The sequence below is a fragment of the Gracilibacillus pellucidus genome (assembly GCF_033949965.1).
GTDB classification, from domain to species: domain Bacteria; phylum Bacillota; class Bacilli; order Bacillales; family Amphibacillaceae; genus Gracilibacillus; species Gracilibacillus pellucidus.
Map to the genome: position 1 here is coordinate 52,774 of NZ_JAWZSR010000001.1, position 12,811 is coordinate 65,584.

At 36.0% G+C, this 12,811-nt stretch carries 13 protein-coding genes; 7 read left to right on the plus strand and 6 right to left on the minus strand.

All coding sequences use genetic code 11. The features are described from left to right. Positions 1-104 precede the first annotated feature (104 nt). The gene (locus SH601_RS00240) at positions 105-869 is read left to right on the plus strand and encodes a TSUP family transporter (RefSeq protein ID WP_319956204.1); all 765 of its coding nucleotides are present in this window, start codon (positions 105-107) and stop codon (positions 867-869) included. Positions 870-887: 18 nt separating this feature from the next. Here the strand turns inward: SH601_RS00240 and SH601_RS00245 are convergent, their stop codons facing one another. The 3 genes from SH601_RS00245 to SH601_RS00255 all read right to left on the minus strand — a co-directional run bounded on the left by SH601_RS00245 (position 888) and on the right by SH601_RS00255 (position 3,199). Further along, positions 888-1,253, minus strand: coding sequence for a cation:proton antiporter domain-containing protein (locus tag SH601_RS00245; RefSeq protein ID WP_319956827.1), 366 nt, complete (start codon positions 1,251-1,253; stop codon positions 888-890). 162 nt (positions 1,254-1,415) lie between these two features. Next, the gene (locus SH601_RS00250) at positions 1,416-2,615 is read right to left on the minus strand and encodes an MFS transporter (RefSeq protein WP_319956205.1); all 1,200 of its coding nucleotides are present in this window, start codon (positions 2,613-2,615) and stop codon (positions 1,416-1,418) included. Then, positions 2,612-3,199 carry a non-canonical purine NTP pyrophosphatase gene (locus tag SH601_RS00255; protein WP_319956206.1) on the minus strand — a complete coding sequence of 196 codons (588 nt, stop codon included), beginning with the start codon at positions 3,197-3,199 and terminating at the stop codon, positions 2,612-2,614. Before SH601_RS00255 ends, SH601_RS00250 begins: the two co-directional genes overlap by 4 nt. Before the next feature lie 124 nt (positions 3,200-3,323). Here SH601_RS00255 and SH601_RS00260 point away from each other — a divergent pair, with 124 nt between their 5' ends. The 3 genes from SH601_RS00260 (at position 3,324) to SH601_RS00270 (ending at position 7,229) form a co-directional block, all read left to right on the plus strand. Continuing rightward, on the plus strand, positions 3,324-5,090 hold the full coding sequence (locus tag SH601_RS00260) for an SgrR family transcriptional regulator (RefSeq protein WP_319956207.1): 1,767 nt from the start codon (positions 3,324-3,326) through the stop codon (positions 5,088-5,090). Between the two features lie 136 nt (positions 5,091-5,226). Beyond that, positions 5,227-6,192 carry a bile acid:sodium symporter family protein gene (locus tag SH601_RS00265; RefSeq protein ID WP_319956208.1) on the plus strand — a complete coding sequence of 322 codons (966 nt, stop codon included), beginning with the start codon at positions 5,227-5,229 and terminating at the stop codon, positions 6,190-6,192. 299 nt (positions 6,193-6,491) lie between these two features. Continuing rightward, positions 6,492-7,229 carry an SDR family NAD(P)-dependent oxidoreductase gene (locus SH601_RS00270; RefSeq protein ID WP_319956209.1) on the plus strand — a complete coding sequence of 246 codons (738 nt, stop codon included), beginning with the start codon at positions 6,492-6,494 and terminating at the stop codon, positions 7,227-7,229. A gap of 96 nt (positions 7,230-7,325) precedes the next feature. Here the strand turns inward: SH601_RS00270 and SH601_RS00275 are convergent, their stop codons facing one another. After that, positions 7,326-8,672 (minus strand): alkaline phosphatase, encoded by a 1,347-nt coding sequence (locus SH601_RS00275; RefSeq protein WP_319956210.1) that lies wholly within the window; start codon positions 8,670-8,672, stop codon positions 7,326-7,328. Between the two features lie 230 nt (positions 8,673-8,902). On the opposite strand from SH601_RS00275, the gene SH601_RS00280 reads away from it, so the two are divergent. The 3 genes from SH601_RS00280 (at position 8,903) to SH601_RS00290 (ending at position 11,067) form a co-directional block, all read left to right on the plus strand. Beyond that, positions 8,903-9,562 carry a hypothetical protein gene (locus SH601_RS00280; protein ID WP_319956211.1) on the plus strand — a complete coding sequence of 220 codons (660 nt, stop codon included), beginning with the start codon at positions 8,903-8,905 and terminating at the stop codon, positions 9,560-9,562. Between the two features lie 368 nt (positions 9,563-9,930). Further along, positions 9,931-10,299 carry a hypothetical protein gene (locus tag SH601_RS00285; protein ID WP_319956212.1) on the plus strand — a complete coding sequence of 123 codons (369 nt, stop codon included), beginning with the start codon at positions 9,931-9,933 and terminating at the stop codon, positions 10,297-10,299. A 126-nt stretch (positions 10,300-10,425) separates the two neighbouring features. Further along, a complete protein-coding gene (locus tag SH601_RS00290; RefSeq protein ID WP_319956213.1) occupies positions 10,426-11,067 on the plus strand; it encodes a hypothetical protein in 642 nt (213 codons plus the stop codon). A gap of 38 nt (positions 11,068-11,105) precedes the next feature. Here the strand turns inward: SH601_RS00290 and SH601_RS00295 are convergent, their stop codons facing one another. Beyond that, positions 11,106-11,633, minus strand: coding sequence for a GNAT family N-acetyltransferase (locus SH601_RS00295; RefSeq protein WP_319956214.1), 528 nt, complete (start codon positions 11,631-11,633; stop codon positions 11,106-11,108). A 103-nt stretch (positions 11,634-11,736) separates the two neighbouring features. Beyond that, on the minus strand, positions 11,737-12,777 hold the full coding sequence (locus SH601_RS00300; protein WP_319956215.1) for an NAD(P)/FAD-dependent oxidoreductase: 1,041 nt from the start codon (positions 12,775-12,777) through the stop codon (positions 11,737-11,739). Between the last annotated feature and the right edge of the window lie 34 nt (positions 12,778-12,811).

The window sequence follows — 12,811 nt, forward strand, 5'->3', positions numbered from 1 at the left end:
GTTATACAAAAGGCTATTAGTTCCTACTGATAGAAATACCCCTTTATTAATTATCGTTCAATCGCTATAATAGAAAAGTATGTCGAGCGAAGGGAAGAGTGGATTTGGCTGAACTTGATTTGACGTTAATTCTTATATTAGTTTTGTTTGGTTTTTTATCTGGATTTATCGATTCAGTTGCTGGCGGTGGAGGACTTATTACATTGCCGGTTCTATTATCAACAGGGATGAATCCTGCAGCTGCAGTGGCAACGAATAAACTAGTAGGCACAATGGGATCGTTTACTAGTTCTTATGTATTCTTTCGATCAGGAAAACTAGATTTGTCCTCTATTTATAAACTGTTTTTAGTCGCTTTCACTGGCTCTATAGTCGGTGCATGGACGGTTCATTTAATCGATCCAGTAATTATGAAGCCATTAATGCTTATAATGCTAGCTCTCGTAGCGGTTTATACGTTAATCAAAAAAGATTGGGGCAGTATGCAGAGCAAAAAGCAATTAACGATGCAAAAGATTATTCTGTTTGTTTTCGCAATTTTTATTATAGGTTTTTATGATGGTTTTCTTGGGCCGGGAACGGGCTCTTTTTTAATCTTTGCCTTTTTATTGATTGGCTCTGATTTTATTACAGCGGCTGGTAATGCAAAGTTTTTGAATTTTGGTAGTAATATTGCTGCTTTATGCCTGTTTATTTATTTGGGCGAAGTAAACTATATGTATGGTTTTCCAATGGCTATTGCTTGTGTGTTAGGCTCAGTGATAGGCGCAAGATTTGCGATAAGTAAAGGTATTGGTTATATTCGCTTTATCTTTATCACGGTCACGTTTGTTCTATTAGCGAAAAATATGTATGATTTCATTTGGTAAAGAAAGCACAGCAACGGACTATGGTCCGAGCTGTGCCTTTTGCTTATTGTAAATAAATTTTGCAATTTTAGGTGCAAATTGAAATAGAATAACGCCAATTGTAGCCGATAGTAAAATGTATATACTACTAAATGCCATCACAGCACCTGATGCAAGTGTGGCAACAATAATGGAAAATTCCCCTCTTTGTGTAAGAGATAGTCCTGCTCGTAATGCAACTCTTTTTGATAGTCCGAACCATTGTCCTCCGAAAATTCCAACAATAAGTTTGGCGATAATGGACCATAAAATAATAACAATTAACAATCCGATCATTGGTATGCCTTGATCAAAGGTGATCGTAGTTCCAAAATATACGAAAAAGATGGGCAGGGATAAGCGGATGCTAACTCCCTGATAAGTCTCACTTTATATGTTGAATTATACCATTACTAATTAATCGGAATCTAATGAGAGCTTAGTAGTTGTGTTATTTTATTCTATATTTTTATTTTTGGTGAAAAAGGTATAGTATTAGTTTTGATTAATTCATTTAATCTAAGTTTGTCAATGATACATCCTCCTACCAATAAACAATAGCCAAATAAAACCTAAGGATACTAATAATGCTCCAGATAAATAGTAAATAGATGTAATACTATGCATATCTATTATCATAAATGCTAAGAGTGGTCCCATCGCCGCTCCAATATCAACTACAATTGTATGGGCGGTCATCACTTTTACTTTATTTGTTTGTGCAGCAGCATTTGTTGCCAGCGTATCCGTTGTTGTTACAAAAATAGTAGAGATAAATTGAAACAGTAAGAGGGCAATAACTAAAGCAATCATTGTCTGCACATTAACTAAGGTATAGAACAATATCCCTCCAACAAATAATGGAATTAATAGAATGGTTATAGGTGTTTTGACCCTATCGATTATTTTCCCGATTTTCGGAGCAATAAATGGATCCCAACCCCAACGGAAAGCTTGTATGATACCTGCCAAAGTAGCGGCTCCAATAGTAAAATGTGCCAATTTCCATTCATTGTGATACATTTCTTCTATCAATGAACTTAATGTAGTGGCAAATAGACCAAAGACGATAAAGCCCATTAGTGCCCCTGTCAAGAGAATCAATACTATGTAGGAGTTAAGCCAATTTTTCTTTTTCCCCTCTTTACGTTTTCTTTCCTGCTGTTCACTTTTGGAGACAGGTACAAAGTAAATAATTGCGGGAAGGGATAGCAGACCTAAAATAGCAAATGATGTTGTTACAAATGAAAGAGAAGTTTGATCAACTAATATCCCGCCTGCAAGCATTCCAACTAAGCCACCTAGTCCCCACAGTCCATTATAAAGCCCAACATAATTCCCTCGATTGCTATCTATTGATACATCAATCACTGTTAGAAACCCACCTAGTCGAAGTAGTGACCAAGCAATTCCCCATAGGACACGTACTAGTAAGAGCAACCAAAATTCCTTTAAGAAGCCATAGCAAGCAGTTGTAAAGATTGCAATAGCTAATGCAATGAATACACCTGTTCGTAGTTGGAAGTGTTGATAAAACATGCCTACTAGCGGATTAATTGGAAGACGAACAAATCGATTAATAGAAAGTAATAGACCAATTTGCCATATTGCCGTTAAACCAAACTCCTGCCAGTATATAGGCAGAACAATAATTAACATTGAATCACCTAAGAGAGCTACCGCCGTAATTAATGCAATTCCTACTACTTTCTTTTTAGCAGCATTCATGATTGATTCCCACCTATCCACTCAAGAATATGTTGTTTCGCTTGAAATAAAGCTTGTCTTCGATGGTCAAAGGGTAAAATGCTTTGCTCCTGTTTTGACAGTGTAATCTGATTGCTTAATAAAAAGATATCTCCGTATCCTTGTATATTTGAATGTATCATATCGGTGATCCAACCATGCATAAAGCCTTGGCAATTGATGACTTCTCCATTCGGAAAACGGAGCGCAATAGCACTATTAAAATGAGCTGTTCTGTTACTTAATGGGACCCCTGCTAGTCTTTCAATAAGCTGTCGGGCACGGTCGGTATCACTTCCAGGGAAAAAACGGGCAGTTTTTACTCCGGGAAATCCTCCTAAGGCATCAATCGTTAAACCGGAATCTTCTCCTAGCAAAATATCATTGGGATAATATTTTTTCACCGCTTCTATTTTTAGTTGGGCATTTCCTTCAAAAGAAGCAGCTGTTTCATTGATATCGTCCATATCAGCTGATAGAGAAGCAATTTCTATAGGTATTTGTTTGAAGAACTCTTGGATTTCCTTTATTTTTGTTTTATTCCATGATGCAATAATTAATTTCATTGTTATCAACCTCCTCTTTTCATTGTAGCTACTTAAAAGAGGAAAAAAAGTGTATAATGACATTAATTAAATTTCCCCTTTTTAATACTTTACAGGAACAGTTATTAAATGGAGGTGTGTTAACTTGAGATTATTGGAACACTATCAAATACTCTTTCAACAGCTAAACGAAACCGACGTAGAGCTCCCGATAACGGTCCATTGTATAGCTGATTTATTATCATGTTCATATCGAAATGCTAAAATAATTATCCGTAAGCTAGAAGAAGAGAATTGGATTATTTGGAAGTCTGGAAAGGGCAGAGGGAACTATTCCACTATTAAACTGTTAAAAAATGTGGAAGCTCTTGTTGTCAATGAGGCGAAGCGAATGATCACTCCTACTTCCATTGATGAATCTATCCAATTGTTAAAGAAGTATCAGATAAATGATTCCATACAGCGAGAATTTATTGATTGGATCTTTCACACATATCTTAGCGAACAGGCAGATATAAAAGAGAATAGGATTTCAAGGCTACACTTTCCATCTTATCGCTCACTACCTATCCTTGATCCCGCATTTGTATGTCGACGCTCTGAAAATCATCTGATGCGTCATTTGTTTAGTACTCTTATTACATTTAATCAGGAAACTAATGAATTTCTTCCACACCTAGCTCACTATTGGGAACATAATGACGATTGTACGAATTGGATATTTTATTTACAAAAAGGAGTCCGATTTCATCATGGAAAGGAAATGACGGCAGAAGATGTCCGATATAGCTTTAATCGGCATCTAACAAATCGATCACCATACAGATGGATCGTTCAAGATATAAAAAGAATCACGGTGAAACATGAATATATGGTTGAATTTTTATTCAGTAAGCCGTCACCTTTCTTTTTACATGTAGCATCTTCCTTAGGAGGAAGCATTGTACCAAAAGATAATGCTGGTACAAAAAACATGCCTATCGGTACAGGACCATATAAAGTAAGTGAAAATACGGAAGATAAATTAATGATAAATGTATTTAATGATTATTTTTTAAGGCGTCCTTATCTTGATGAAATTATTATTTATTTTTTTCCACAGTTGTATGATAATGCTGCAGTGTTGAATAATTTTTCAGGTCCAGAAGAAATGAATTTTTATCATTATCCATATCAGGGAAGAGAGATGCATAATTTTGAGAAGTATACGGTTTTAGATCGTGGTAGTAAATTACTTTCTCTCAATATGAAACAAGGTATTATCGCTAATAACCGCTTATTAAGAAAGGCAATTTATCATTTATTATCACCGGAAAAAATGATACAGGATTTAGGTGGTACCCGTGAAAAACAGGCATCACATCTATTGGAGAAGTTTGAAGAAGGCCCGCTTGCTCGGTCTAAGACAGTTGGAAGAAAGGCTCTTTCAGAAAGTGGTTACAATGGAGAAACATTAACATTAATAAGTTATAACGGCGCAGGGAACGAAATAGATGCTAGATGGATACAGCAAGAGTTGTTAAAAGAAGGGATTACCGTTCAGATAAAATTTTATATCTATGAGCAATTATATACGCTAGCTCTTGATGAACAAGCGGATCTTCTTTTGGGTGAACAATTAAGCTATGAAAGTGATCTATATACATACTTATCGGCTCTTAGGGGAAATCATAGTTTTTTAACACAACATATTTCAACAACTATGAAAAAACGTTTATCAGCAATTGGTGAAAGAGAAGAAGAGGCAGTCGCTTTTTTAAAACAAGTGGAAAAGAAACTGATTCTAGATTATGGTTCTATTCATTTGTACAGAATAAACCAATTTGCATTTTACCCTCGTTATGTAAAAGGAGTTTATTTTAATTCTCTAGGATGGACTGACTTTACAAAGATTTGGTATAAAGAACGCTAAAATAAGATAATGATGTTCTGTTCATATGTTGATAACATATTATCTACAAAGATAGTAATAATCTTTTTGTTTTATTAGTTGAAATTTTCAGAATATATTATATAATTTCTAAACAGACAACATGAGGGGGAGTAACATGAAAACATTAGAGAGAGTTAGTAGTTTTGTAGGGAGTACGTTTGCAATTTGGGTAGTATTGTTTGCTATTGTATCTTTTCTCATACCTTCAGGGTTTACATGGCTGTCAGCATTTATCACGCCATTATTAGGTATTATTATGTTCGGTATGGGACTTACACTTTCAGCTAGTGATTTTAAAGAAGCGTTTAAACGTCCAAAAGAGGTAGCGGTTGGTGTAGCAGGTCAGTTCTTGATTATGCCATTACTTGCTTTTACACTTGTAACTATTTTACCAGTTTCTAAAGAGATAGCGATTGGCGTTATTTTAGTTGGTTGTTGTCCTGGTGGTACTTCATCAAATGTGATGACCTATTTATCTAAAGGAGATACCGCATTATCTGTCTCCATTACAGCTGTTTCAACTGTTTTAGCACCAATTTTAACACCTGCACTTATTTATCTGTTTGCTAGTCAGTGGCTAGAAGTGTCAGCTGGTTCGTTATTTGTATCGATTGTACAAATAGTTTTAGTACCAATTTTGTTAGGCTTACTTGTTAAAGCATTATTGAAGGATAAAGTAGAAGCTGGAGTAAAGGCTATTCCATTAGTATCCGTTATTGGTATTGTTGCCATTGTTGCTGCCGTAGTAAGTAGTAACCAAGAACAAATTGCTAAGACAGGCTTGTTAATTTCTGTCATTGTCATTCTTCATAATAGTCTAGGCTATTTAGTAGGCTATGGTTTAGGAAAAATAATGAAAATGGATCCGAAGCAACAAAAAGCTGTATCGATTGAAGTGGGAATGCAGAATTCAGGGCTTGGTGCATCATTAGCAGCTACACATTTTAATCCATTATCAGCAGTTCCTAGTGCGATTTTCAGTGTATGGCACAATATATCGGGACCAATTATAGCGACGATTTATCGGAAGCTACAAGAAAAAGAGGAAAATCGCGAGTTTAAGAAGCGTAAAAGTGCATAATTAGTATAGGGAAGATCAGATTCTGAATGGAGACAACAGGGATCTGATCTTCATTTTTTGGTGCAAATGTCCGAATAACTTCCACTTCAACGTTCGAGCTGTAACTAGGAAGGTTGGTGAGGATTAACTCCTCAAACCATTTCAAGTAAATAGAAGTTAATTCAATTATTTTGTAATAATGAATTTGTGAATTGTGATAGATCTCACAGGTAAATGGTCATATGTCTGATATAATGTAAATAGGTAAGATTACTTACTTGTACAAGGTGTAATACCATTAATTTTAGGAGGGTCTTAACATGGCGAAACTAGATGGACAAGTTGCAATAATTACAGGTGGAGCTTCTGGGATCGGAGCAGAAACAGCAAAATTATTTGTTCAAGAAGGGGCAAAAGTAGTACTTGTTGATATGGATGAGGCAAAAGGAAATGCTTTAGCGTCTGAGTTGTCATCACAAGGAGCTGATGCTATCTTTGTCACTGCTGATGTATTGAATGAAGTGCAAGTCAATGATGTTTTCTCAAAGACAATCTCTGAGTTTGGTAAAGTAGATATCTTATTTAATAATGCGGGAATTGGTGCGGTTAAACCATCTGAGCAACTTGATTTTTCAGAATGGCGTAAAACAGTTGGTGTCGACTTGGATGGGGTATTTTTAGTTGCACAAAAAGCAATCAAACAATTTTTACAAGCAGATGGTGGTGTTATTGTTAATACTGCTTCTATGTATGGCCTAGTGGGTTCACCAGGAAGTGCTGCTTATAATGCAGCGAAAGGCGGTGTCATTAATTTAACACGTTCACTTGCATTGGAGTATGCAGAGCGAAATATTCGTGTCAATGCGCTTTGTCCTGGATTTATCGATACACCAATATTAGGTGAAACAGATCGTCAAATGTTAAGTGATAGTACACCGATGAAACGACTTGGAAAACCAGAGGAGATGGCAAAAGCAGTGCTCTTCCTCGCAAGTGAAGATTCATCTTATATGACTGGAAATACATTGACGCTTGATGGTGGTTATACTGCTCAATAAACAAAATTGATCATATGTTATGATTAAAATGAAGAGCCTAGCGAACTAGTCGATAGGCTCCTTTTGTCTATATTTAATGAAAAGGGGAAGATTACATCAGTTACCTAAATTTACTTTTAAAATATTGGCGATAATTTTTGGTAAATCAGTATTATCATGAAAACCAACAAACTTTTCAGATTGTGGACCAAATGCGTAAACAGGGATATCAGCACCTGTATGATTAGTGCTTGTCCAGCCGACAGATGCATAGTCGCTTACTATTTTATTGATAGCAAGCTCTACATTTGTTGCCTGTCGAATATATTCTATCTCTTGATCCGTTACATTTAATGATGTGTACTGTTCAACGATGTCTTTCACATTAGAACGCTCTTCATTGAGTTGAGCTGCCATATATTCACCTGTTGCTGTAACATTTTGAAGAATATTTGCATTTAATTTCAATGAACCATTTGCACCTGTTGTCATACCACCAGTATCATGGTCACCCGCAACCACCACTAAGGTCTTCTTATCCTTTTTCGCATAATCGATTGCTACCTCAACAGCTTGTTCAAATGCTTCTACATCCGTCATAGCCCATGCTGCGTCATTAGCATGACCAGCCCAATCAATTTGGCTACCTTCTACCATTAAGAAAAACCCTTTTTTATTCTTGTCTAATGTGTCAATAGCTACTTGTGTCATTTCAGCTATACTAGGTTCTGTTGTTTCATCACGATGCAATTCTGGCGAGAGTGCATCATCAGCAAACAGTCCAAGTAGTCTTTCCCCTTTTTTAAGGTTGATAGAAGTGTTTAGCAATTCATCTTGTGTTTCTACTAATGTAAATCCAACCTCTTGTGCTTGTTCAATTAGATCTAACTCTTCTTGATTACCACCTTCAGATTTAGGTAAAAACATGTCTTTACCTCCACCTAAAAAAACATCGACATCACTTGCAATATATTGTCTCGCAATTTCTGTTTGATTATTTCGATTATCGACATGGGATGCAAAAACAGCTGGTGTTGCATGTGTAATCGTTGATGTAGCGACTAATCCTGATGCTTTCCCAGCTTGTTCAGATGCTTCTAGAATCGTCGTTAATTCATTTCCTTCTGTATCCAGTCCAATAACCCCATTATTTGTTTTTACACCTGTTGCCATTGCTGTACCAGCAGCTGCTGAATCGGTAATAGCAGAGTTAGCTGAATAAGTACTAAACATTCCTTTCAGGTGATTGTCCCAAACAGCATCTTCCCCTTTAAATACTCGATAATTAGCAGCATAATTTGCACTAAATCCATCTGGAATCAAGTAAATAACATTTTCTATCTTCTTTCCACCTTTGCTATTACTTTTTCCAGGTGAATCCGGTTTTTCGGCAAAAACTGGGGTACTTATCGCAGAGAAAATAATTCCTGCACTTAGTAGAGCAGCACCAATCTTCTTGAACATTTACTATTCACTCCTTTGTTATTTGTATATCTCTACAATACTAATGTAGTGTTAATAAACGGTTAAATAAGGGTAAAGGTAATATAAAAAAACGATAGACTTAAAATCTATGCCAATAGTCTAGATTTTTGGAATTTGATAGATTTCAGTTCTGATTAACTATAAAATAGGTAAGAAATACATGGATAATTGATGGTATTTCAGATGATAAAAACAGAGGAGGAAGAAAAATGAAGAAATTATGGATTTTATTCATTTGTTTGTTGTTTATTGTAGCTTGTGGAGCAAAAGAAGAGGTAGATGGTGATGTGCAAGAGTCAGAGAATGAAGCCGCTAGTGAAACGATTAGTGATGAGGAGAAAGAGGTAGAGTTGGAGGAAGAAGAGGGTGGAATGGAAGTTAATAAAGGATTGTTAAATGTAGAAGTTACGTTACCTGCTTCATTTTTTGAAGGAGAGGATTTGGAGCAAATAAAGGATGAAAACACAGAAGAAGGTATTAGTGAGGTTACGCAAAATGATGATGGAACAGTGACGTATAAAATGTCGAAAGCTGCCCATAAAGATTGGTTAGAACAAACAGCAAACGGAATTGAGGAGTCTATGGAAGAACTGGCAAATGATGAGGATTTTGGTTCAATTGAAAACATTGATGTGAATAAGAATTACTCAGAATTTGAGGTAGCGGTAGATAAGGAAGCATACGAAAACAGTATGGATAGTTTCATTTTATTCTCTTTAGCGTATTCTGGCATGCTCTATCAATTAATAGATGGTGCAAGTGCTGACAACTATGAGGTTGTTATCAAATTAGCTGATGATGAATCAGGTGAAGAATTCGATACAATTGTTTTTCCAGATGCATTAGATGAATCATTAGATTTGGAATAAGCTATAAAGCGAGGCTTCAATCAGTGGGAGTTTTTGACTCCCGCTGATTGTTAGCGAAACTTATCAGTGCGTTTATACCGTGATAAAAAATAGTTACTGAGAGAATCCGAGTATTGTAGCAGAATTTATGTAAGGTGTGCATATGACTATTAGAGAAGTGGTAGTTGTTTTGTTTACAAAGACGATGATGCAACGATTTTAGGATTCTTTTTTTGTGAGATATATTTAATAGGTAAAAAGTAATAAAAGAATATTGTGGATACTTAACATGTGTTGTAAAATAGGTATTCACAAAGGAATATAGTGGCAACAGGAATGGATATGTGTCACTTTTGTCCTGATAGGCAATAGTGAAAGGAAGTTATAGGATGGTAAAAATTGAAAACATGACAGAAGATGGTGGTTACATTATAAATGTACAACCAAGATTGAAATCTGTTTATATGAATGTACGAGGAAGGTTTACTCCCGAACTAGCGGATCAATTTCATATAGACTATCAAAAGCAGATTGGCTCTATTTCGACATTTAGTTATGTATTAGAGATAGATTGTAGAGAGATAAAGACCGTCAATCCTCAGTTAAACCAGAAATTAGCTTGTTCTTTTGAATTGTTCAAACGATCTGGCTTTAAGAAAATTGATTTTCAGTTAAGTGAACAGTCTATCATTAAACCATTAATAGACGAAACAGCTAAACAAGTTGCTTTACCGAACTATCAGTTAACCATTAGATAATTTATCACGGTGTACGAGTCAGTAAAACTCCAATTCAATCTTCAACGGAAAACAAGCAAGCTAAGTGGGGGAAATAGACACTAACGTCCTTGTAAGTCTTACTTTATAAATGGGGAGAGCGTAACGATGATTACAGCTAATAAGCAAAAAAACTATGTTTGGTATGCAAGTTATGGTTCTAATTTAAGTAAAGATAGATTTTTATGCTATATAAAAGGAGGGCGTCCTAAAGGATCCGAGAAGATAGAAGTAGGGTGTCGAGATCAATCATTACCGATTGCAGAAGAAACGTATATTATGCGCTATCCTTTATATTTCGCAAAAGAATCCACACGCTGGCAAAACCAAGGTGTTGCATTTATTGGACTTAATAAAGATCAATCCAATTATACATATAGTAGACAATATTTAATTACAGTTGAGCAGTTCAAGGATGTAGTGAAACAAGAGAACGATGGTAGCGAGGTCAACCTTGATTTAACAAAAGTAATAAAGCAAGGTGCAATGAAATTTAGAGATTCTTGGTATGGTACAGTACTATATTTAGGGGAAAAGGAGGGCTATCCAATTCTAACTTTTACTTCTGATTGGGATTTAGATGTTCCGATGAAGCAACCGTCTAAAGAATATTTGAGCATGATTATTCATGGGTTAAAAACGACTATTGTACTTAGTAATCAGCAAATTTTTCATTATTTACTTACGAAACCAGGAATAATAGGTCATTATACAAAAGAGCAGCTTATGCAAGTGATTGAAAAGGCATAAAAGCCCAGGGGTTATGACACTCCTGGGTTTTTAAGAATCTACCTATTTAATCTTGCGTACATGTGTAAATCAATAAATCGTCCTTTTGATTTCTCACTTTGTCTCAGTGTTCCTTCATAGGTAAACATTAGCTTTTCCACGACTTTAATAGAGTTCGTGTTCGCAGGTTCTATCTTTGCCTCTATGCGATGGAGTTTTAATGTTTGAAAGGCATGATCGACGAGAGCTGTAATAGCTTCTGGTGCATAACCTTTTCCCCAATACTTTTTGGCGATATCATAACCTATCTCCGCTTTTTTATTTTCAAAATCGAGGGTATTAAATCCACAAGAACCTATTATTTTGTTTGACTCACGATCGATTATGGAATAACGAATAGCTTTACATTCTTCAGTTAATTGATTGAGGAACACAATCATTTCTTCTGCTTGATTTACGGTTGTAAAGTTATCGATATTCATAAACTGCGTTACTTCAGGATCTGACCAAATTTCAAATAAACTTTCGGCATCCGCCTTACTAATTTGCTTTAAAGCTAATCTGTTTGTGTGTAAATGTTGAATCAATATTATACCTCCAATATTTTTAAGAATAGTCTAGTTGGCAATATTGATCGCTGTGCATAGTTCAGTCCCTTCTGTGTGTGAAAGTCTCATTCTCAAACACTATTTAAAAATAAGCGTAATCACTCAATTCTAACACGGTTTCCTCGCCAGATAGGTAATCCGCGACTTCTCTACCGATTACAGGCCCTGCTGTTAATCCGGTAGAACCAAGTCCGTTGACAACAAACGTGTTTTCCTCAACATAGCCAATAAAAGGTAAAGAATCTCTAGTAAATGGACGTAAACCAACTGCTATATGTTGAGCGTTAAGCTCTGTTTGGGGAAAATACCGTTCTGCTTCACCGTGTAAATATTGTAAATTCTCCTCAGATGGTGTGATAGAGAATTCCTTCGTATCTTCATGTGTTGTCCCAATGGCGAATTGATTTTCTCCTGTAGGGACAATGTACATTGGACCAAGTCCCATTACAACTGGAGTTGAGGTGTTCACCTTTTCTTCTTGTAGTTGGAAGTGAAGTAACTCCGCTCTTTGATGGTGTACCTCTGGTTTTGATGTAAATTCCCCTGACCATGCTCCAGCAGTATAGATTACAGTTCCCTCCGCTTTAGAAGGTTCTATATGCTGTTGTATCCAGTTTCCACCATGTTGTTTAATTCCTTCTTTAAATGCAGCAAGAAGTTGCTTTCCATTTATTTGACCGCCACCTTCAACAAACACTGCTGGATAGGCATCTGTTAGGTGTGGATGCATTTGTTTTACCTCTTCTTTCGTCAATTTATATACAGCTCTCATTTCTGGAGAACCTTCCTGTTTAGACGAAATTCGTTCATATGCTAGTTGTTGAACACGTTCATCTTTAAAAAGACAAATCGCCCCATTTTGCTGAAATCCTGTAGAATGTTCTGTTGTTGCCTCTAATTCTTTGATGAAACGTGGATAATATTTAGCGCCTTCTTGGACAAGTTTATACCATTTTTTATTTCGACGCTGGCTAACCCATGGACAGATAATTCCTGCTGAGGCAGTAGTTGCTTGCCCAGAGTCTGTACGATCATAAATGGTTACCGCATGCCCCTTTTTGGCTAGATGATAGGCAATAGATGCACCGGCAATACCTCCGCCGATGACAGTAAATGTTGACATGTAATCCCTCCTACAACTATTATAGCGTAAATTT